This window comes from Bradyrhizobium pachyrhizi, assembly GCF_001189245.1.
Taxonomy (GTDB): Bacteria; Pseudomonadota; Alphaproteobacteria; order Rhizobiales; family Xanthobacteraceae; genus Bradyrhizobium; species Bradyrhizobium pachyrhizi.
In genome coordinates, this window is the sequence record NZ_LFIQ01000118.1 from 126468 (window position 1) to 146208 (window position 19741).

The 19741-nt window shown below is 65.1% G+C and carries 18 protein-coding genes and 2 pseudogenes; 13 read left to right on the forward strand and 7 right to left on the reverse strand.

The window, feature by feature from the left end; all coding sequences use genetic code 11:
• Nucleotides 1-407 (forward strand): NUDIX hydrolase (locus AKL29_RS46010; protein ID WP_244482582.1); only part of this gene is annotated, 407 nt, incomplete at its 5' end.
• Between the two features lie 11 nt (nucleotides 408-418).
• On the opposite strand, the gene AKL29_RS41335 is transcribed toward AKL29_RS46010, so the two are convergent.
• A complete protein-coding gene (locus AKL29_RS41335) occupies nucleotides 419-634 on the reverse strand; it encodes a hypothetical protein (RefSeq protein ID WP_244482583.1) in 216 nt (71 codons plus the stop codon).
• 148 nt (nucleotides 635-782) lie between these two features.
• Here AKL29_RS41335 and AKL29_RS34520 point away from each other — a divergent pair, with 148 nt between their 5' ends.
• On the forward strand, nucleotides 783-1979 hold the full coding sequence (locus tag AKL29_RS34520) for a hypothetical protein (protein ID WP_050387235.1): 1197 nt from the start codon (nucleotides 783-785) through the stop codon (nucleotides 1977-1979).
• Between the two features lie 119 nt (nucleotides 1980-2098).
• Here AKL29_RS34520 and AKL29_RS34525 read toward each other — a convergent pair whose 3' ends face one another.
• Nucleotides 2099-2398, reverse strand: a complete 300-nt coding sequence (locus AKL29_RS34525) for a hypothetical protein (protein WP_028334751.1) — start codon at nucleotides 2396-2398, stop codon at nucleotides 2099-2101.
• Between the two features lie 204 nt (nucleotides 2399-2602).
• On the opposite strand from AKL29_RS34525, the gene AKL29_RS34530 reads away from it, so the two are divergent.
• Nucleotides 2603-3082, forward strand: coding sequence for a hypothetical protein (locus AKL29_RS34530; RefSeq protein ID WP_028334752.1), 480 nt, complete (start codon nucleotides 2603-2605; stop codon nucleotides 3080-3082).
• Nucleotides 3083-3101: 19 nt separating this feature from the next.
• Entirely contained in the window at nucleotides 3102-4004 is a 903-nt protein-coding gene (locus AKL29_RS34535) for an HpcH/HpaI aldolase/citrate lyase family protein (RefSeq protein ID WP_063779987.1), read from the forward strand.
• Nucleotides 4005-4015: 11 nt separating this feature from the next.
• On the opposite strand, the gene AKL29_RS34540 is transcribed toward AKL29_RS34535, so the two are convergent.
• Together AKL29_RS34540 and AKL29_RS34545 are read right to left on the reverse strand one after the other, a co-directional pair.
• Entirely contained in the window at nucleotides 4016-5230 is a 1215-nt protein-coding gene (locus AKL29_RS34540; RefSeq protein WP_050387237.1) for an EAL domain-containing response regulator, read from the reverse strand.
• A 360-nt stretch (nucleotides 5231-5590) separates the two neighbouring features.
• Nucleotides 5591-6877: an MFS transporter gene (locus AKL29_RS34545; RefSeq protein WP_050387238.1), complete on the reverse strand. Its 1287-nt coding sequence runs from the start codon at nucleotides 6875-6877 to the stop codon at nucleotides 5591-5593.
• A 147-nt stretch (nucleotides 6878-7024) separates the two neighbouring features.
• Between AKL29_RS34545 and AKL29_RS34550 the strand changes: the two genes are divergently transcribed.
• The 4 genes from AKL29_RS34550 to AKL29_RS34565 all read left to right on the forward strand — a co-directional run bounded on the left by AKL29_RS34550 (nucleotide 7025) and on the right by AKL29_RS34565 (nucleotide 11528).
• On the forward strand, nucleotides 7025-7972 hold the full coding sequence (locus AKL29_RS34550; RefSeq protein ID WP_050387239.1) for a TAXI family TRAP transporter solute-binding subunit: 948 nt from the start codon (nucleotides 7025-7027) through the stop codon (nucleotides 7970-7972).
• A gap of 178 nt (nucleotides 7973-8150) precedes the next feature.
• Nucleotides 8151-10259, forward strand: a complete 2109-nt coding sequence (locus AKL29_RS34555) for a TRAP transporter permease (protein ID WP_050387240.1) — start codon at nucleotides 8151-8153, stop codon at nucleotides 10257-10259.
• Nucleotides 10220-10633 (forward strand): DUF1850 domain-containing protein, encoded by a 414-nt coding sequence (locus AKL29_RS34560; RefSeq protein ID WP_050387241.1) that lies wholly within the window; start codon nucleotides 10220-10222, stop codon nucleotides 10631-10633. The genes AKL29_RS34555 and AKL29_RS34560 overlap by 40 nt, the downstream gene beginning before the upstream one ends.
• A gap of 88 nt (nucleotides 10634-10721) precedes the next feature.
• A complete protein-coding gene (locus AKL29_RS34565) occupies nucleotides 10722-11528 on the forward strand; it encodes an SDR family NAD(P)-dependent oxidoreductase (protein ID WP_028334759.1) in 807 nt (268 codons plus the stop codon).
• 6 nt (nucleotides 11529-11534) lie between these two features.
• On the opposite strand, the gene AKL29_RS34570 is transcribed toward AKL29_RS34565, so the two are convergent.
• Together AKL29_RS34570 and AKL29_RS34575 are read right to left on the reverse strand one after the other, a co-directional pair.
• Nucleotides 11535-12305 carry a hypothetical protein gene (locus tag AKL29_RS34570; RefSeq protein ID WP_028334760.1) on the reverse strand — a complete coding sequence of 257 codons (771 nt, stop codon included), beginning with the start codon at nucleotides 12303-12305 and terminating at the stop codon, nucleotides 11535-11537.
• A gap of 53 nt (nucleotides 12306-12358) precedes the next feature.
• The gene (locus tag AKL29_RS34575) at nucleotides 12359-13903 is read right to left on the reverse strand and encodes a cation:proton antiporter (protein WP_050387242.1); all 1545 of its coding nucleotides are present in this window, start codon (nucleotides 13901-13903) and stop codon (nucleotides 12359-12361) included.
• A 135-nt stretch (nucleotides 13904-14038) separates the two neighbouring features.
• Here AKL29_RS34575 and AKL29_RS34580 point away from each other — a divergent pair.
• The 3 genes and pseudogenes from AKL29_RS34580 to AKL29_RS34590 all read left to right on the forward strand — a co-directional run bounded on the left by AKL29_RS34580 (nucleotide 14039) and on the right by AKL29_RS34590 (nucleotide 17401).
• Nucleotides 14039-14808, forward strand: a pseudogene (locus tag AKL29_RS34580) (tetratricopeptide repeat protein).
• Nucleotides 14809-14909: 101 nt separating this feature from the next.
• Nucleotides 14910-16817 (forward strand): propionyl-CoA synthetase, encoded by a 1908-nt coding sequence (locus AKL29_RS34585; protein WP_050387243.1) that lies wholly within the window; start codon nucleotides 14910-14912, stop codon nucleotides 16815-16817.
• A 311-nt stretch (nucleotides 16818-17128) separates the two neighbouring features.
• Entirely contained in the window at nucleotides 17129-17401 is a 273-nt protein-coding gene (locus AKL29_RS34590; protein WP_075969207.1) for a hypothetical protein, read from the forward strand.
• A 109-nt stretch (nucleotides 17402-17510) separates the two neighbouring features.
• Here the strand turns inward: AKL29_RS34590 and AKL29_RS34595 are convergent, their stop codons facing one another.
• Nucleotides 17511-18209, reverse strand: coding sequence for a DUF1013 domain-containing protein (locus tag AKL29_RS34595; RefSeq protein WP_028334764.1), 699 nt, complete (start codon nucleotides 18207-18209; stop codon nucleotides 17511-17513).
• Nucleotides 18210-18439: 230 nt separating this feature from the next.
• Here AKL29_RS34595 and ispH point away from each other — a divergent pair, with 230 nt between their 5' ends.
• Both ispH and AKL29_RS46015 read left to right on the forward strand, forming a co-directional pair.
• Nucleotides 18440-19414 carry a 4-hydroxy-3-methylbut-2-enyl diphosphate reductase gene (ispH, locus tag AKL29_RS34600; protein WP_050387244.1) on the forward strand — a complete coding sequence of 325 codons (975 nt, stop codon included), beginning with the start codon at nucleotides 18440-18442 and terminating at the stop codon, nucleotides 19412-19414.
• A 5-nt stretch (nucleotides 19415-19419) separates the two neighbouring features.
• Nucleotides 19420-19741, forward strand: a pseudogene (locus AKL29_RS46015) (phosphotransferase); the annotation flags it as partial.

Consider the following 19741-nt stretch of genomic DNA (forward strand, 5'->3'; position numbering starts at 1 on the left):
GCGATGCCGGCGAGACGCAGGCCGAGGCCGCGCTGCGCGAACTGCATGAGGAGCTCGGGCTCGCGTTGTCGAAGCGCGACGTGCTCGGCATGCTTGACGATTATCCGACGCGGTCGGGCTATCTGATCACGCCGGTCGTGGTCTGGGCCGGCGCGCATGCGGCGATCACGCCGAACCCGGACGAGGTCGCCTCCGTCCATCGCATCGGCCTCGATGCGATCGAGCCCGATGATGCGTTCAGCTTTGTCACGATCCCGGAGAGCTCGCGCCGCGTGATCCGCTTCCGCCTCGGTGGCCAGCAGATCCATGCGCCGACGGCCGCACTGATCTATCAATTTCGCGAGGTGCTGGCCGGCCGCAGCACCCGCGTCGCCGAACTGGAGCAGCCGGTATTCGCATGGAAGTAGCGACGATGACGCTATTTGTGATGCCGCTTGCGGGCGTTCATCTTCATTGATTTCCCCTGCGCACCAGGCGAATGCACCGCGACCTCGGGTTCCGGAGGCGCCCGCGACACATTCTCGTAACATGTGAAGCGTGAACGCGTATCCGGAAACGATCCGCAGTCCGGACGCTCGGCGCGCGCCGGTGCGGCGAGCGTCAACGCGCAGGCGGCGGCGAGCCAGAGTGCCATTCTCATCGCAAGCTCCAAGGCTTTCTCCAAGGCTTTCGTCGGAGAACACCGCATTGTGGCGAATATTCTGCATTGATCGCGGCATCCGGCCGCTGCGATCCGGACAATTCCGGGCTGACTTCGCGGCCGTGCTTGCTACAACGAGGCCATGCGCCCGCAATTGATTCGTCTGTGCCCTGGATTTTTCGCGCTCGCGCTCGTCGCCGGCGCGCCGTCCGTATTTGCCGGCGAGGCCGGCGCGCTGCCGCCTTCCGTCGCCAATGCGATGGCGCAGGCATCGCCGCAGGCGATCATGGAATATCGCCGCAAGCTGCAGGAATATCAGGAGGCGCGCGCCGCCTTCGAGCAGGATGCGAGCGCCTATTGGAACGCGATCGCCGAGAAGAGGCGCGGGCGCAATGCCAAGCGGCGCGACCGCGTGCAGATCTCGCTGGACGATTACGTGCTACAGCAGCCGCCGGTCTATGAGGGGCCGAAGCGGCCGGTCAATCCGGCTCCGGAAGAGGAGGAAGGCAAGCCGCCGCGTCCGCCCAAGACGCTCCCGGTGGCCTCGGATCTGGTCAGAGCGGCCGGCGAACACTTCCAGTTCACGCCGCAGCGGCCGGCCAGTGAGGTCGAGTTCAAGCGCGCCTATGCCCGCTACGCGCGCGCCGCGGGGCTGACGCCGGAGCAGGCGGTGCGGGTCTATTCGTTCGAGACCGGCGGCACCGGCAACTACGACGTGCAGGCGGGCATCGAGCACGGCGGCAAGCGTGCCATCTCTACCGCGATGGGCTACAACCAGCTGCTCACCACCAACACCGTCGAGCTATTGGCCGAGCAGGGCCATGAATTCGTGCGGGATCTGACCGAGCGGGTTGCGAGGACGCAGGGGCCCGCGCGCAAGGCGATGGAGCACAAGCTCGCGGTGCTGAAGAAGATGGTCGCGTTCACGCGCACCGTGCCCGACGACTGGTCGGCGCATCAGCGCCTCGCCGATACGCCGCAGGGCTGGGCGTGCCACGCCATGGTGCTCGACATCGATGTCGGCCCGATGCTGCAGACCCACAAGCTGCTGACCTCGGTGATCTTCGCCCGCAACAAGGGCTACAGCCGGCCGCTGACCGCGGCCGAGCTCGAGATGATGAACCTGACCGGCGACGGCACCGGGCTCGACATGGTGACCATGCCGCAGGCGATGCGCGAGCAGGTGCCGACTTCGAACTTCTTCCAGCGCTCCGGCTACGAGCGCAACCCGGTCGCCATCCGCCACAACACGGTGGCCAGGCTGCTTGCCGTCACCAACGAGCGGATGGACTTCAACAGCAACAAGCCCGGCGCGAAGGAACTGGCCGCGGCGTTCTGATGCCTGCCGAAAACCGTCAGGGTATTTCCTGCTCTGATCGAATCAGAACCGGAGCCCTGGACTCTTCATTTGACGCGTTTTCTTAACGCGAACCGGCGTCCACTTCGCTCGAAAACGCTCTAATTCGAGCCGAACTTGAACTTGCCGTCGCCCTCGAGATAGGGCCCGGAGCGCATGTAGAGCTGGCCGTTCTGGCCGATGAAGAACAGCGTCCCCTTCGGCACCTTCTTGGCGCCCTTCAGCAGCGTGCCGGCGTTGTTGGTGCCCATCTTGTAGGACCAGGTCTTGCCGTCCTTGTCATAGGCGTAGCCCATGTCGGACTTCAGCTCCCAGGGCGCAGCCTCCTGCGCGAATGTGCAGGTCGTCATCGCGGCAAAAGCCGCAGTCGCAATAAAAGTCTTGGTCAAAAAATGCGTCATGATCCACCTCCGGCCGAGAAAACGGCGTCGTCCCCACGTTTTTTGAACAAATCACGAACGATGTTCGCGCGTCAATACGACAATCGGCGCGACCGCTCGCGGATCGGGGACTTTGTGATTTCCCGCATCAAGCTTGGCGACTATTTTCGCGTTACCGTTTACAAACGCTTTGATTGCCGGAAACACTACCTTGGGATGATCAGGATGAACCACGTCATGAAGATCGGAATCGGTGTCGCTCTGTCGTTCATGACGCTGGCGTCAGTCGCGCAGGCGGACGAGTTCAGGCTCTCCAACAACCAGCGGATCTCCTGCAGCCGCGGCCTGTCCGCCGGCAAGCTCAATACCGCGACCTGCAAGTCCTACGCCTATCTGTTCAACGCCAAGACCTCGGAATACTTCCGCTGCCAGGTCTCGCTGGCGCTGACGCGGGACAACAAGGAGGTCATCAACGTGCAGGCCGACGGCGGCTGCACCAAGAAGCCGCGCATCTTCGAGACCGACGGCAATTACACCTTTGACGCCACCGAGACCGAGCCGCCGAACACCAACTCGTTCTTCGGTCCGGGCGGCTATGCGATCTGGGCGAACGACGTCAACACCCAGAAGATCCGCGGCTGCATCACCATCTCGTCCGGCCTCGGCTCCGACATCTCGAAATGCCTCGACATGACGTTCCAGTGACGGCGGCGCTGATAGCGTGATGCGCAAGCTGCGCCCGGCCCCGCTGTGCCGCTCCTGGCTGTTTCTCGAAGGCGCCAACGAGGACGTGCTGCAGCACGCGGCCGCCAGTGGTGCCGACGTGCTGATCCACGAGCTCGAGGATTTTACCCCGCCATCGCTGCGCCCGAAGGCGCGGGCCCTGGCGGCCGAGCTCTACGCGGCCTGGCGCGACCAGGGCGTGGTGGTCGCGGTCCGCGTCAATCCGCTGGACCAGGACGGCATGGACGATCTCGCCGCCGTGATGCGCGGACGTCCGGATATCGTCGCACTGCCGAAGGTCGCCGAGCCGCACCATGTCGTCAGGCTCGACGAGGCGGTGACGCGGTTCGAGCGCGACTACGGTATCGCCGAGGGATCGACGTCGCTGCTGCCGAATATCGAGTTCGCGCGCGGTCTGGTGCAGACCGGTGCGATCGCCATGGCGAGCCGGCGCGTCATCGGTTGCCTGATGGCCTCCGAAGACCTCGCCGCCGATCTTGGTGCCGAGCGCGGCAGCGATGGCCTGGAGCTGGCTTACGCGCGGCAGCGCTTCATCGTCGAATGTCGTGCCGCTGATGTCGTCGCGGTCGATTGTCCCTACACCTGGAGCGACGCTGAAGGCGTCGAACGCGACACGATCTGGGCGCGGCGGCTGGGTTACACCGCAAAGAGCCTGGTCGATCCCGCGCATGCCTCGATCGTCAACGGCGTCCTGACGCCGAGCGAGGAGGAGATGCGCCAGGCGGGCAGGATCGTCGCGGCGTTCGAAGCGGCGCGGACAAAGGGCTTGGGGCGCGTCGAACTTGACGGCTCGTTGCTCGAGGTCCCGACCTATTCCAATGCAAAACGCCTGATCGCGCGCGGCGAAGCGCTGCGCGCGATCGATCGCGGCGTTCGAGCCTGATCGGCCGTGCCTCAGGAGGCCGACTCTTTCTCCGAGAAATGCATGCGTGAGCGGGCGAACTTCTTGACGCCCATCGGCTTGCCGAACAGGTAACCCTGGACCTGATCGAAATCCATCTCGTGCGCGGCGAGAAAGTCCGCGCGCGTCTCGACTCCCTGGGCAACGACCTGCGCGTCGTTGTCGTGGGCCAGCTCCACGACACGCCGGCACACCGTCTGCTTCAGGCGCTGATCCGCGCAGCCGGTGACGAATTGATGGTCGACCTTGAGCTGGACGAATGGAAAGTTCGGCAGTCCCAGCAAAGACGGCCAGTTGGCGCCGACATTGTCGATCGAGATGCCGATATTGTGCAGCCGAACGCGCCGGGCGACATCGATCGCCAGATCCAGATTATCGACCACGTCGGTGCTGTCGATCTCGATCAAAAGGCCGGCGAAGGCCGCATGATCCGGCATCCGGTAACAGAGCTCGCGCACGGCACGATCGTCGGCGAGGAAGGAGATCGGCAGGTTGATCGAGAGATTGACCGGCCCGGTCTGCTCGAGGAGATAGCGCCAGTCCTCGATTGCGCGCTCGATCACGAACTCGGACAGCGCATGAAAATGCGGATCGCTTTCGTCCGGGATGAAGTAGGCCGGCGGCACGACGCCCCAGGCCGGATGGCGCATCCGGATCAGCGCCTCGGCGCCGCTCGGCACCAGCGTCCGGAGATGAATTTTCTGCTGATACCACAGCTCGAGCCAGCCGGCCTTCAGCGCTTCGGGCACGTCCACCGCCGGGCTCGGCGCGGGTTCAAGCGGCATCAATGACGCAAGACTGTCGCGAAGGGTCCCGGCGCTGAACGGCGTCGACAGCGCCGGCAGCATGGCGATGCCGTACTCGTCGCCGATTTGCCGGACCGCCTTGACGATGATCGAGTCCGGCTGCCCGATGACGAGGACCTTGCCGCCATAGTCCTTTCTCACCAAAGTCTCGAGAATTTTACTGACTTCGATGCCGTCCACGGACACGCCGAGCACCAGGAGATCGGGCCGTTCCGCGTCCAGAACGGTGTCGAGTTCCAAGGCCTGGCTGCATTCACTGGTGATGAAGCCGAGGTCTTCCAGCGCCTCGGCGAGGAAGGTCCGAAGGTGTTTTTTGCTGTCCGCAATGCATGCGCGTGGGGTCAGCTTGCGATGTCCGAACCAGCCGGCTCGTGCGTGTCCGATGTGACTGATGTGATTCATGCCCCGCCTTGTCCGTAGTTACCCCGGCTTGACTCGTACATCCTAGAGCGGCGGCAATCATGGAAATTTCTGGTTCATACATTGATTGCCTCGCTAACCTTAAAGGATTCAATTCGATTCAAATGACCGTGGAATCGCGACGTCTCACCGCTGTTACGCGTGCAACAAATGCGTCATCTGACGGTCATAAGCGCGATCGCGTCCGACTTTGCGCATCGGCAGAAACTCTGTGCGCGTGTGTCATCGAGAGACGGCGTTAATGACTGTGTTGACGCGTCGACGCCGACGCGCAACTGCGTCATTGTCGGACATCGGATCGCATCACGCTGGGCGACTCATCGAGCGCGACCGCGAATCAGATCATCCGTTTTCTGACGCCAATGCAGATGTGCGTGACGTTGCCGCTGCCGCTCGCAACGTCTCCGGCATCAACGTGCAGTAGCCGATCAACCCGGCGCAAGCGACGGCTGCAAGGAGCAGGAATGCGGCGCTGTAACCGGCGTGGACAACAATGAATCCAGCGACAACCATGCTCAGCGCTCCGCCGAGGCTGGTTGCCGTGGCGATCGCGCCCTGGCTGACATTGAAATGCCCGGTACCGTCCGTGAGATCGGCAACCACGAGCGGGAACAACGCCCCGAATATTCCGGCGCCGATGCCGTCGAGCAATTGCACCGACACCAGCCAGTATGGATTGTCCGACAACGGATAGAGTGCGCCACGGATCGCCAGCACCGCGAGCGCGATCGCGAAGATCGGCTTGCGGCCCCAGACGTTTGCCTTGCGTCCGACCAGCATGGCGACCGGCACCATCACCACCTGCGCCGCGATGATGCAGACCGACATCAGCGATGTTCCGAGGTTGCGATTGACCAGTGCGAGCTTCTGCCCGACCAGCGGCAGCATTGCCGCATTGGCAAAGTGAAAGATCACGGTCGACACCGCGAAGATCAGCAGCGGCTTGCTGGTCAGCAGCACGCGAAAGCCGGATGGCCGGTCATGCGCTGTGCGGTGCCCTTCGACGATATCGTCGAGGCCGCGCGCAACCTGGTGATCGATGGCGGCGGGTGGGATCGACAGCGTCGCGGCAATGCTGGCGAGGGCCATTGCCGCGAGCAGCCAGAACACCACCACTGGACCGAACCAGTAGGCGGTGCCGCCGGCGATCGCGGCGGCCACCGCGTTGCCGGCGTGATTGAAGGCTTCGTTGCGGCCGGTTCGCGCCGCGAAGGTCTTGGGTCCGACAATGCCAAGCGTCACCGCGGCGATCGCCGGCGCGAACACCGAACCGGCGGCGGCCGCCAGCGCCTGGGTCGCGGCAACCAGTTCAAACCGGTCGAGCTGTGGCAGCAGGAGGCACGCGGCGGTCACGGCAATGGCGGCGGCGATCATCAATCCGCGCTTGGCGCGGCTGCGGTCGATCAGGGCGCCGGCCGGGGTCTGGGCGATGATTCCGGCGATGGCCGCGATCGACATCACCGAGCCGATCGAGGCCTCGTCCCACTGCCGTTCGGTCAGGAGGTAGATCGCCAGATAGGGGCCGAGCCCGTCCCGCACGTCGGCGAGGGAGAAGTTCAACGCATCGAGCGCCCGCCCAACGGTCGTCCCGGATGGCTGCAAGTCATACCTCGCGGCGAGATTGCGCATCTTAACCCGCCCGCAGGCGGCGAGTTCCCGCGCAGGTAAGGTAGTGTTGCCAGTGGGGATTTTCGCCGCGCATGCGTCATTTGGATGGGTTGACCCGGCGGGGGTGTCCGGCCAATTTCCGGCCGGCTTAAGGGGAGAATAATACTCATGAATTCCAAGTTGATGGCTGCCGCGATGGTGGCAGCCAACGTTTTGTCCGCGCCTGTCGCGCAGGCCGAGCAGTTCATTAACGTGCTCACCGGCGGCACCTCCGGCGTCTACTATCCGCTCGGCGTCGCGATGGGGAAGATCTACGGCGACAAGATCCCCGGCGTGAAAACCCAGGTGCAGGCGACCAAGGCCTCGGTCGAGAATCTGGTGCTGCTGCAGCAGGGCCGCGGCGAGATCGCCTTCACGCTCGGCGATTCGCTCAAAGCCGCCTGGGAAGGCGACGCCGAGGCCGGCTTCAAGAACAAGCTCGACAAGCTGCGCACCATCGGCGCGATCTATCCGAACTACATCCAGATCGTCGCGACCGCCGAGAGCGGCATCAAGACGCTGGCCGATCTCAAGGGCAAGAGCCTGTCGGTCGGCGCGCCGAAGTCGGGCACCGAGCTCAACTCGCGCGCGATCCTCGCGGCCGCCGGCATGAGCTACAAGGATCTCGGCAAGGTCGAGTACCTGCCGTTCGCCGAATCGGTGGATCTGATGAAGAACCGCCAGCTCAACGCCACGCTGCAGTCCGCCGGCCTCGGCGTCGCCTCGCTGAAGGACCTCTCGACCTCAAGCGAGATCACCGTGGTCGCCGTGCCGAAGGAGACCGTCGACAAGATCGGCCCGCCCTTCGTCTCCGTGATCATCCCGGCCAACACCTATACCGGCCAGGACAAGGACGTGCCGACGGCCGCGGTCGTGAACTACCTCGTGACCTCGAGTGCGGTGTCGGACGATCTCGCCTATCAGATGACCAAGCTGGTCTACGAATCGCTGCCGGAGCTCGCCAACGCCCACGCCGCGGGCAAGGAGATCAAGCTCGAGGCCGCCGCGACCGGCAGCCCGGTTCCGCTGCATCCCGGCGCGATCCGCTATTACAAGGAGAAGGGCCTGATCAAGTAAGGCCAGTTACGCTTCGAGGGTGTCATGGCCGGCGCCCGTCCCCGACTTGATCGGGGACGACCCGGCCATCCATCTTTCCAAAGACGTTGATTTTTCGATGGATGCGCGGGTCGAGCCCGCGCATGACGTGCGGTGGGGCGCTATAAGCGCCGTTGGCACGGCGGGGGACTTAAATTCGATGCAGCAGCAGGTTGAGGGCGAGCAGCCCATCAAGGTTGAATTCGACAATTTCGAGCATGGCTTTCCGGAAGGCTTCGGCCCGGGCGCCTGGGGGCATCTGGCTTACGCCATCGGTCTCGCCTTTGCGGTGTTCCAGCTCTATGTCGCGGCCTTCAACTACCTGCCGAGCCAGGTGGTGCGCGGCGTTCATGTCGGCTTCCTGATCCTCCTGACCTTCGGCCTGATCGGCAATTTCACCGCCAAGACCGATTTCGGCCGCGCGGTGAGCTGGATTGTCGGCGCGGCCGGCTTCCTCTGCGGGCTCTACCAGTGGATCTTCTATGCCGACCTGATCGCCCGTGACGGCGACCCGACCAACATGGACCTCGCGGTCGGCACGCTGCTCGCGGTCCTGATCTTCGAGGGCACGCGGCGGCTGATGGGGGCGGCGCTGCCGCTGATGTGCGGCGCCTGTCTGCTCTACTGGTTCTTCGGTCAATATCTGCCGTCGCCGTTCAATCACCGCGGCTATGACTTCGACCAGATTGTCACCCATCTCTCGTTCGGCACCGAAGGCTTCTACGGCGTGCCGATCTACGTCTCGGCGACCTACATCTTCCTGTTCATCCTGTTCGGCTCGTTCCTGGAACGCGCCGGCATGATCCAGCTGTTCACCGACGTCTCGCTCGGCCTGTTCGGCCGCACGCGCGGCGGCCCCGCCAAGGTCGCAGTGTTCGCTTCGGGCATGATGGGCACGATCTCGGGTTCGGGCGTCGCCAACGTCGTCACCGTCGGCCAGTTCACGATCCCCCTGATGATCAAGTTCGGCTATCGCCGCGCATTCGCCGCGGGCGTCGAGGCCACCGCATCGATGGGCGGGCAGATCATGCCGCCCGTCATGGGCGCGGTCGCCTTCATCATGGCAGAGACGCTCGGCGTGCCCTATTCGGAGATCGTCAAGGCCGCGGTGATCCCGGCGATCCTCTATTTCGCTTCGGCGTTCTGGATGGTGCATCTGGAAGCCGGCAAGCACGGCCTCGTCGGCATGAAGCGCTCGGAGATCCCGAGCGCCTGGAAGGCGCTGGTGGCGCGCTGGTATCTCGTGCTGCCGCTCGCGGCGCTGGTCTACATGCTGTTCGAGGGCTTCACGCCGCTCTATGCCGGCAGCATGGGGCTTGCGCTCACGGTCGCGCTGATCCTCGGTGCCAGCATCACGCTCGGCTTCTCCAACACCGTCGTGCGCTACATCTTCTGGATCGGCCTCGCGCTGGTGGTCGCCGCGGTCTCGCGCCACGGTATCGAGATCGTTCCGGTCGCGAGCGTCGTCGCCGGTTTGATCGTCATCGCGGCGATCACCCGCGGCGGCCGCGCCACGCTGAGAGCCTGCCGCGACTCGCTCGCCGACAGCGCCAAGTCCGCGCTGACCGTCGGCATGGCCTGCGCCATCGTCGGCACCATCATCGGCATGATGACGCAGACCGGCGTCGGCACCATCTTCGGCAGCTGGATCATCGGGCTCGGCGCCAAGAGCCTGTTCCTGGCGCTGATCATGACCATGCTGCTGTCGATCCTGCTCGGCACCGGCATCCCGACGATCCCGACCTACATCATCACCGCGGCGCTGGCTGCTCCTGCGCTCGCCAAGCTCGGCGTGCCGCTGATCGCAAGCCACATGTTTGCGTTCTACTACGGCATCATGGCCGACCTCTCGCCGCCGGTCGCGCTCGCGGCCCTGGCGGCGGCGCCCATCGCCAAGGAGAACCCGGACAAGATCGGCTGGGAGGCGATGCGGATCGCGCTTGCCGGCTACGTCATTCCGTTCATCTTCGTCTATTCGCCGGCGCTGATGCTGCAGGCCGGGGACCCGATGCAGGCGCAGCTCGGCTTCTACGGCGCGGTGGCGCTGGCGACCTTCAAGGCGCTGGTGGCGATCGCGCTGTTCGGCATTGTCGCGATCGGCTTCCTGTTCACGCGGCTGACCTTCATCGAGATCCTGGTCGCGTTCGGCGCCGCGCTCTGCCTGCTCGGCGATTTCCCGTTCTCGGATACGGCGGGCTTCACACTCGCCGCCGCTGTCGTGCTGTGGCAATGGCGGCAGCGTCCGCGCAATGCGGTAGCGGCGGCTTGAGCCTCTGCCTCGCTTCCGCGGGAGTCGTGAAGGCGCTGTCGATCGCGGCCTTCACGCTCGCCTGGACGCATTCGATCGAGAAGAGCGCCTGGCAGGAGGACTGGCTGGTCACGCCGGCCGGGCTCACGCTGCAACAGGCGCGCGTCAAGGGCACGGGCGCCGGCATGGAGCCGCCGCCGGAGGCGCGCCTTGTCGATGGCTGGTTTCAATGGTCGCCGCAGCCGGTGCCAAGGCCGGAGGTCGTGCTCGGCAATTCCGGCGCCGCGGGCGAATGGCACCTGTGCCAGGAGGGACACTGCCAGACGTTATCGGAGATTTTCGGGCATCCGATCGGTGCTAATGTCACGACGATGAGTGCTTGCAACGATCCGTAGCCCGGATGGAGCGAAGCGCAATCCGGGAACAGTGGCCCCGGATTACGCTTCGCTCCATCCGGGCTACAATGACAAGGGAGAACAGGCGATGGATCGACTCAAGGGCAAGGTTGCGATGGTGGTCGGCGCGGGCTCGATCGGGCCCGGCTGGGGCAATGGCAAGGCGACCGCCGTCACCTTTGCGCGCGAGGGCGCCAGCGTATTCTGCGTCGATCGCAACGGCGCCGCGGCGGAGGAGACCGTCGGCATCATCACCGGCGAAGGCGGCAAGGCTGTCGCATTCACCGCCGATGTCTCGCGCGCCGGCGAGGTCGAGGCGATGGTCGCGGCCTGCCTGAAGGCCTATGGCCGCATCGACGTGCTCGACAACAACGTCGGCATCGCAGAGGTCGGCAGCGTCGTCGAGGTGGCGGAAGCCGAGTGGGACCGCGTCTTCGCGGTCAACCTCAAGAGCGCCTATCTGTCGATGAAGCACGTCATTCCCGTCATGATCAAGCAGGGCGGCGGCTCGATCATCAACATCTCGTCGATCGCCTCGATCCGCCATGTCGGCATTTCCTATGTCAGCTACAACGCGAGCAAGGCCGCGATGAACCAGATGACGCGCTCGACCGCGGTCGAGTTCGCCTCGAAGCACGTCCGCGTCAACGCGATCCTGCCCGGACTGATGAAGACGCCGATGGTCGCGCATTCGGCCGGACTGGCGCAGAGCTACGCCAAGGGCGACGTCGAGGCGATGTGGCGCGCGCGTGACGCGCAGGTTCCGATGGGGCATATGGGCGACGCCTGGGACGTCGCCAATGCCGCGCTGTTCCTTGCCTCGGACGAATCGAAATACGTCACCGGCATCGAGCTCGTGGTCGACGGCGGCATCACGTCGAAGTCAGGCACGTGAAGGAGGCTATTGCGCCAGCGCCAGGATGCCGCCAGCAACGGAATGCCAGGCCGCCGAGGTGCTGATCGGCCAGTTCAACAGCTTCACCGCGACCAGTGCCAGCCCGCCATAGATATAGACCGGGTGCGGGCGGCCGCGGGTGCGCCAGTCGAACACGATCGCCACGACCAGCAGCAGATAGGCGACGAGGGCCGGTGCGATCGTGACCGGGACCGGAGGCGGCCCAACCGGTCCGGGTGGTGCGAGGAAGGTCAGGAACCAGCGCGCGACCGCGGCATCGAGGATCGAGATCGACGCCAGCAGCATCAGCCGCTTGTGCGTCTCGCGGTCGCGCAGGCAGATGATCGCGAGCGCGAACACGACGGCGAAGAACAGGATGCCGCTGAGCGGAACGATGGCAAACGCAAGGCCCTCGCTGAGCTGTCCGATCGCAGCCGAACGCTTCATGACGCTGATCGAGGCCACGATGCCCATCATGGTCATCGCGGTCGCCAGCGAGATGCCGATCAATCCGACGCTGCGATGCCGTGCAATCCGCCCCGAGGCGGCAAGCCAGCTCTGGAACACGAAATAGAGTGTCCAGGCGAAGAACAGCAGCCCATGCAGGTGCACTACGGGAGGCGATGACAGCGAGCCTCTCGCCATCGGCATCCAATAGGTCGGGGCAAAGCCGAGAAAGGCGACCGCCATGCAGGACAGCGCCATATAGAAATAGAAGAACTTCGCCTCGACTTTCGCCGCGGCGCGCGGGGAATTGCGATCAATGAGGATTGTCATGATGTTAGGTCTGACAAACCCTGTGATGGTTCAAAGGATATTGCGGCCCGGCGCTACGCCTCCACGCTGAGCTCGGCGCGGTCGAGCTCTTCCTCGACCAGATGGAATGCGTCGTCGCCGATCGCCTCGGTGCGGCGCAGATTGAGCAATGCCTGACGCGCCGCGGCGATGGCGCGGCGGCGCAGCGGATCCGACGGCAGCTCGCGTGAGGTCAGGCCGCCATCGGGATCATTCTCCGCGCGCAGCAGCACGGCGCGATATTCGAGCCGCAGGATCTCGGCCTCCTCCGACGGGTCGGCGTCGATCTCGTCGAGCGCGGCGCGAAACACCACACCACGGGCATGGGCCGCCTCGCGTCCGACCGGATCGTCGTCAGCGAAATTCAACGCCAGGATCAACGGCCGCAGCGTCAGCCCCTGGATCACGAGCGAACCGAGCACCACGGCAAACGCCGTCAGCAGGATCAGATCGCGATACGGAAACCATTCAGGCAGCGCAAACGCCGCCGCCAGCGTGACGATGCCGCGCATTCCGCACCAGGATACGATGAAGCCGCGCTTCAGGGTCGGCACGGCGTCCACCACGTGGGCGGGCAGCAGGTTGCGCGCCTTCAGCGTGCGCAGCAGCGCGCCGTAGGGCATCACCCAGAGTATGCGGGCGAGGATCACGACGGCGAGGATCGCGGCGGCAAAGCTGCAATATTTCCACCGCACCTCGTCGTCGAGTCCGGACCAGATCGGGCGCAACTGCAGGCCGATCAGCATGAAGGCGAGCACGTTGAGCACGAACACGACGGTTTCCCACACCGCGTAGGACGACACGCGCAGCCGCGCCGATGTGCGGGCCGGCGCGGTGCGCGAGATGGTGATCGCATAGGCGATGATGGTGAGGATGCCGGACAGCCCGAGATGCTCGGCAATGATCCACACCATGAAAGTGCCGCCGAACTGCGTGATGATCGCGCTCGGCGCCTCGGTGATGCGACGCGTAATCATCATCCAGACCTGCGCGAACAGGAAGCCGGCGGCGAGGCTGCCGACCAGCGCAATCGTGATGGATGGCACGAACTCGCGGATCTTCATGTGCTCGGCAGCGACGAGGCCGACCGCGACGCGATAAATCAACAGCGCGCTGGCATCGTTGAGCAGGCTTTCGCCTTCGAGGATCTTCTGGATCCGGTAGGGCAGGTTGACCTGGCGCAAGATCGCGGTGGCCGCGGCCGCATCCGGCGGCGCCACGATGGCGCCGAGCGCGATCGCAACCGCCCACGGCATGTCCGGGCGCAGCCAATGTGCGACCACGGCGACCGCCGTCGTGGTGACGCCGACCGCGACCACCACCAGCGTCGAGACCGGCAGCCAGTTGTTGCGGAGATCGCGCAGCGAGGTGTCGAACGCGGCATCGAGCAGCACCGGCGCGACGAACAGTGCCAGCGCCAGTTTCGGTTCCAGCGCCCAGGTCGGGGCCCACGGCAGCAGGGTCAGCAGCACGCCGCCGAGCGCCAGGAAGGTCGGGTAGGGTACCTTGATCCGCCGTGCCAGCGCTGACAACGCCACCGCCGCAAGCAACAGCCCGATGATCCATTCGAATGTGAGCAAGCCGAACCCCCGATGCAGCCGATCGTCGCAATTGACGTATAATCCAGCGTGTGGTTTTGCGGCAAATGGCGCGCTGCCGGACATCGGAAGCCGGCGGTTCGGGCGCGGGAGAGGGACGATTTGTCGGCAATCGGGATGCGATGCAAACCTGCAAATCTGGCCGCGATGCTGGTCTGCGTCGGCCTGTCGGGCGCGCTGATGACGGGCGTTGCGCGCGCCACCGGCAGCGAGCCGGGCGAGGATGTGCAGGCCAATGCCGGCCCCTGCATCGCGGCGGCAGCGGCCGCCGATGACGACAAGACCATCGATGTCTGCGGCGCGCTGATCGACATGAGAAGGCGGCGCGGCCCGATCGCGTCAAGGCGCTGATGGCGCGGGCAGGCGCCTATGACCGCAAGCAGTCGATCGACCGCGCGATCGCAGACTACGACACCGCGCTCAAGCTCGATCCGTCGCTTGCAGATGCGCATAATGCGCGCGGCGAGCTGTGGCGCCGCAAGGGCGACCGGCCGAAGGCGATCCTGGATTTCGGTGCTGCCGTCAAGCTCGACCCCAATCACGCCGCCGCCAGGGCCAACTACAAATCGCTGTCACTGGAGCTGGAGCGGATCGGCGCCATGATGGCGGTCGCCGGCAAGCCGAGCTTCGATTGCCGCAAGGCACACCGGCCGGTTGAGAAGGCGATCTGCGCCAATCCCACGCTTGCCGATCTCGATCGCGAGATCGTCGCATCGACGTTCCGCACCGTACGCGAGGCGCAGAATCCGCGCCAGGCGCGCGAGCTGCAGCGCGCGCAGGATCAGTTCATCGCCCGCCGCAATGCCGACTTCGGCAAGCCCGGCTACGACCTGGAAAAGGCGATGCGCGAGCGGCTGCAGCGGATCAACGGCGTCGACGGCTACTAGCCGGACCCGGCCGAAGGTCGCGGTCATTTCGGCTTGAAACGGCGCCACTTCCCGTGACAATGGTCGGCAAATGACGCGCGACCGCGCGAGGGAGAAACGCGATGAATATCCAGCAGAGCCGGTATCATGAGGTGTATGCCCGCTCGCTCCGGGACCCCGAGAACTTTTGGGCCGAAGCGGCGCGCGAGATCGACTGGATCGAGCCGGCCAAGAAGATCTTCGATCCCTCTGTGGGCGCCTATGGGCGCTGGTTCGCCGGCGCCGTGGTCAACACCTGCTACAACGCGCTGGATCGCCATGTCGCCGGCGGCCGCGCCCGCCAGGTCGCGCTGATCCACGATTCGCCGCTCACGGGCACGATCACCAAATTCACCTATTCCGAATTGTTGGAGGAGGTGCAGACGCTGGCCGCGGTGATGCAGGATTTCGGCGTGGCGAAGGGCGATCGCGTCATCCTCTATATGCCGATGGTGCCGGAGGCTGTCGTCGCGATGCTCGCCTGCGCGCGGATCGGCGCGGTGCACAGCGTGGTGTTCGGCGGCTTCGCGGCCAAGGAGCTTGCGACCCGCATCGATGACGCCAAGCCGAAGCTGATCTTCTCGGCGAGCTGCGGCATCGAGCCCGGGCGCATCGTGCAATACAAGCCGCTGCTCGACGAGGCGATCCGCCTCGCCGGCAGCAAGCCCGAGAGCTGCATCATCCTGCAGCGGCCGCAGCAGGCTTGCGAGCTCACCGCGGGCCGCGATCATGACTGGGCGACGCTGCGCCGCGCCGCGTTCGACGCCGGCAAGGCCGCGCCGTGCGTGCCGGTAGCCGCCACCGATCCGCTCTACATCCTCTACACGTCGGGCACGACCGGAATCCCGAAAGGCGTGGTGCGCGACAATGGCGGGCATCTCGTCGCGCTGAAATGGTCGATGCACAATCTCTACGGCGTGAAGCCCGGCGAGATCTGGTGGTGCGGCTCCGATATCGGCTGGGTGGTCGGCCATTCCTACATCGTCTATGGCCCGCTGATCCACGGCGCGACCACCATCATGTATGAGGGCAAGCCGGTCGGCACGCCGGATGCCGGCGCGTTCTGGCGCGTGATCTCAGAGCACAAGGCGGTCGCCTTCTTCACCGCGCCGACCGCATTCCGCGCGATCAAGAAGGAAGATCCCGAAGGCAAGTTCATCCGGAATTACGATCTCTCGAGCTTCCGCACCCTGTTCCTCGCCGGCGAGCGCGCCGATCCGCCGACGGTGGAGTGGGCCGAGCAGCAGCTGAAGGTGCCGGTCATCGACCACTGGTGGCAGACCGAGACCGGCTGGTGCATCGCCGGCAATCCGGTCGGGCTCGGCCAGCTGCCGGTCAAGCACGGCTCGCCGACGGTGCCGATGCCGGGCTATCAGGTCGACATCGTCGACGAGGCGGCGAAGCCGGTGGCGTCGGGCACGATGGGCTCGATCGTCATCAAGCTGCCGATGCCGCCGGGCTGCCTGCCGACTCTGTGGCAGCAGGACGATCGCTTCAGGGACGCCTATCTCTCGGAATTCCCCGGCTACTACAAGACCTCGGATGCCGGCTACAAGGATGCGGACGGCTATGTCTGGGTGATGGGCCGCACCGACGACATCATCAATGTCGCCGGCCACCGGCTCTCCACCGGCGGAATGGAGGAGATCCTCGCTTCGCATCCCGATGTCGCCGAATGCGCCGTGCTCGGCGTCAAGGACGCGATCAAGGGCGAGGTGCCCTGCGGCTTCCTGGTGCTGAAGGCCGGCGTCACCAAGCAGCCCGCCGAGGTCGAGAAGGACGTCGTGGCGCTGGTGCGCGACAAGCTCGGGCCGGTTGCCGCGTTCAAGCTCGCGATCACGGTGGCGCGGCTGCCGAAGACCCGCTCCGGCAAGATCCTGCGCGGCACCATCAAGAAGATCGCCGACGGCGAGCCCTGGACCATGCCGGCGACGATCGAGGACCCGAAGGTGCTCGACGAAATCGGCGAGGCGCTGAAGGGGAAGGCGTAGCTCTTGTTGCCTCGCCCCGCTTGCGGGGAGAGGCCGGATCGCATGGCAATGCGATCCGGGTGAGGGGAAGGCTCCGCACGCTCGCTGCATTCATTCTGCGGAGGCGGCCCCTCACCCCAACTCTCTAAGAGCGAGCTTCGCTCGTCTCGACCCCGCAAGAGCGGGGCGAGGGAGTGCTGGCACCTCCCGCGCCTGAGGTCGGCACCTGTGGAACAAGTCTTCCGCATTGGGAAGCAAAACGGCCTTGATTTTGATGGATTGCCGGGTCATCCCGGCCTCCCTGTCATATGCCACGAGATACGGACCCTCGGATGCGATCGATTTCCGCACGCGCGCCTCTTGCCTTGCTGCTCGCCCTGCCGCTGCTTGCAGGCTGTCTCGAGCGCGGCCGATCGCCGATCGCGGAGAGCATGGGGGACGACGATCAGTACTGCCAGGCCGGCGGCAAGGTGGCGGTCGGCTCGCCTGATTATGTCGCTTGCCGCAAGAACCGCGACGTGCAGCGCCAGAACGCCGAAGCCCGCACCGATCGAAGGCAGCGCGATCTCGGCGAATACATGATGAACAACCCCGACCGGCATTGAGCCGCGCCGACGGCCGCCGTCACGCCCATCGCATGCGCTTCCAAGCAAAAACGCGGCAGGTTGCGCTGCCGCGTTTCGTGTTCTGCGCTTCGAGTTGTGCGAGCCGCGCTTACTCTTCGTCGTCGTCGGGCTTCTTGCCGCCGATCGTCTTCAGCTTGGCGAACACGGCATCGACGTTGAGATCGTCATGGCGTTCGATCGGCTGGTCGTCCAGCTCGTCCTTGCGCGTGGTCTCGGAGGCCGGCAGCAGCGTGGCGCCGCCGTAGACGGTGGTGGTCGGCTTCTCCTTGGCGGCGCGCTGCACCTCGAAATCGAGCTCGATCTGCGAGCACAGGCCGAGCGTCACCGGGTCCATCGGGGTCAGGGTCGAGGCGTTCCAGTGGGTGCGGTCGCGCACGCTGGCGATCGTGGTCTTGGTGGTGCCGACCAGACGCATGATCTGGGCGTCCTTCAGCTCGGGATGGTTGCGCACCAGCCAGAGGATCGCGCTCGGACGCTCATGGCGGCGCGACACCGGGGTGTAGCGCGGGCCCTTCTTCTTGGCGGCGGAGGGCAGCACCACTTTGCTCTCCTGAAGCTTGAGGCGGTAGTTCTGGTCGCGCTCGCCGCGCTCGATCTCCTCGCGGGTCAGCTGGCCGTTGGAAATCGGGTCCATGCCCTTGATGCCCTGGGCGGCGTCACCGTCGGCGATGGCGCGGACCTCCAGGGGGTGCATTTTGGTAAAATCGGCCACCTGATCGAAGGTCAGGGCGGTATTGTCGACCAACCACACGGCAGTCGCCTTCGGCATCAGCGGTGCGTTGCTCATGGCAAATCTCCTTTGTGCTTCGCCCACCTCTGTCGAGGCGAAGCTGGTAGTCATCGGCGATGACGGGAATTATAGGGTCTATATAAGCCCTCCGGGGGGAATGGCGCAATGGGCCAGCAAAATCGCCTTGACAGCGCCCGAAAGCAGTCCCAAGTCCTTACTCAAATTGGCCGTTCCCCGCCTGCCTGGCGAGGGGTTATTCGGTCCCGAGATTGCCCCGAGACAGCCCGATGTCAGCCAAAAAACCCGATCTTAAAATCGTGCTTTGTTCCCCCCGCGGCTTTTGTGCCGGGGTGGTCCGTGCCATCGACACGGTCGAACGTGCCCTCACCATCTACGGTGCGCCGGTCTATGTCCGGCACGAAATCGTCCATAACAAGTATGTGGTCGACAGCCTGAAGACCAAAGGCGCCATTTTCGTCGAGGAATTGGCCGAAATCCCCGACGATACCAACGCGCCGGTGGTGTTTTCGGCCCACGGCGTTCCGAAATCGGTTCCCGCCGAGGCCAAATCCCGCAATTTCTTCTCGCTTGATGCCACATGCCCGCTGGTGACCAAGGTCCACCGCGAGGCGGCGATCCATTTCAAGCGCGGCCGCGAGATCCTGCTGATCGGCCATTCCCACCACCCCGAGGTGGTCGGCACGCTGGGGCAGCTGCCGGCGGGCGCCGTGACCCTGATCGAGACCGCCGAGGATGCCAAGACCTTCGTTCCGAAGGACCCCAACAACCTCGCCTTCGTGACCCAGACCACGCTGTCGATCGACGACACCGCGGAGATCGTGGCGCAGCTCAAGCAGCGCTTCCCGAACGTCAACGGTCCGCACAAGGAAGACATCTGCTACGCGACCACCAACCGCCAGCTCGCGGTGAAGAAGGTGGCGCCGGTGGTTGACGCCCTGATCGTGGTCGGCGCGCCGAATTCGTCGAACTCGCAGCGCCTGCGCGAGGTTGCCGAGCGCGAGGGCTGCCCGATCGCCGTACTCGCCCAGCGCGCCAGCGACATCGACTGGAGCAGGTTCGAAGGCATCACGAGCCTCGGCATCACCGCGGGCGCCTCTGCGCCGGAGGTGATCGTCGAGGAGATCATGGGCGCCTTCGCCGAGCGCTACGAACTGCACGTGGAGACGGTCTCGGCCGCGGAAGAGAACGAGTTCTTCCCGCTGCCGCGTTCGCTGCGGCCTGACGCTGCCGCGGCGGAATAGACCATATGGCGGTCTACACCGACGTTGCCGCCGAAGACCTCGCGGAATTCCTCAAAAGCTACGACATCGGCGAACTGCTCTCCTACAAGGGCATCGCCGAGGGCGTCGAGAATTCGAACTTCCTGCTGCACACCAGCCAGGGCGCCTTCATCCTCACGCTCTATGAAAAGCGCGTGGCGGAGGACGACCTGCCGTATTTCCTGTCGCTGATGGCCCATCTCGCCGAGCGCGGTGTGTCGTGCCCGCAGCCGGCGCGCAACCGCAAGGGCGAGGTCACTAGCCGGCTCGCCGGCCGGCCCGCCGCGATCATCAACTTCCTCGAGGGCG

Excerpts from the sequence above, each read along its gene's own strand:
- AKL29_RS34585 (WP_050387243.1), top strand. The coding sequence starts at position 14,910 with ATGAATATCCAGCAGAGCCGGTATCATGAGGTGTATGCCCGCTCGCTC.
- AKL29_RS34560 (WP_050387241.1), top strand. The coding sequence starts at position 10,220 with ATGGCGGCAGCGTCCGCGCAATGCGGTAGCGGCGGCTTGAGCCTCTGC.
- AKL29_RS34555 (WP_050387240.1), top strand. The coding sequence starts at position 8,151 with ATGCAGCAGCAGGTTGAGGGCGAGCAGCCCATCAAGGTTGAATTCGAC.
- AKL29_RS34590 (WP_075969207.1), top strand. The coding sequence starts at position 17,129 with ATGCGATCGATTTCCGCACGCGCGCCTCTTGCCTTGCTGCTCGCCCTG.
- ispH (WP_050387244.1), top strand. The coding sequence starts at position 18,440 with ATGTCAGCCAAAAAACCCGATCTTAAAATCGTGCTTTGTTCCCCCCGC.
- AKL29_RS34570 (WP_028334760.1), bottom strand. The coding sequence starts at position 12,305 with ATGACAATCCTCATTGATCGCAATTCCCCGCGCGCCGCGGCGAAAGTC.
- AKL29_RS34540 (WP_050387237.1), bottom strand. The coding sequence starts at position 5,230 with ATGAATCACATCAGTCACATCGGACACGCACGAGCCGGCTGGTTCGGA.
- AKL29_RS34530 (WP_028334752.1), top strand. The coding sequence starts at position 2,603 with ATGAACCACGTCATGAAGATCGGAATCGGTGTCGCTCTGTCGTTCATG.
- AKL29_RS34535 (WP_063779987.1), top strand. The coding sequence starts at position 3,102 with ATGCGCAAGCTGCGCCCGGCCCCGCTGTGCCGCTCCTGGCTGTTTCTC.
- AKL29_RS34545 (WP_050387238.1), bottom strand. The coding sequence starts at position 6,877 with ATGCGCAATCTCGCCGCGAGGTATGACTTGCAGCCATCCGGGACGACC.
- AKL29_RS34565 (WP_028334759.1), top strand. The coding sequence starts at position 10,722 with ATGGATCGACTCAAGGGCAAGGTTGCGATGGTGGTCGGCGCGGGCTCG.
- AKL29_RS34525 (WP_028334751.1), bottom strand. The coding sequence starts at position 2,398 with ATGACGCATTTTTTGACCAAGACTTTTATTGCGACTGCGGCTTTTGCC.
- AKL29_RS34595 (WP_028334764.1), bottom strand. The coding sequence starts at position 18,209 with ATGAGCAACGCACCGCTGATGCCGAAGGCGACTGCCGTGTGGTTGGTC.
- AKL29_RS34550 (WP_050387239.1), top strand. The coding sequence starts at position 7,025 with ATGAATTCCAAGTTGATGGCTGCCGCGATGGTGGCAGCCAACGTTTTG.
- AKL29_RS41335 (WP_244482583.1), bottom strand. The coding sequence starts at position 634 with ATGGCACTCTGGCTCGCCGCCGCCTGCGCGTTGACGCTCGCCGCACCG.
- AKL29_RS34520 (WP_050387235.1), top strand. The coding sequence starts at position 783 with ATGCGCCCGCAATTGATTCGTCTGTGCCCTGGATTTTTCGCGCTCGCG.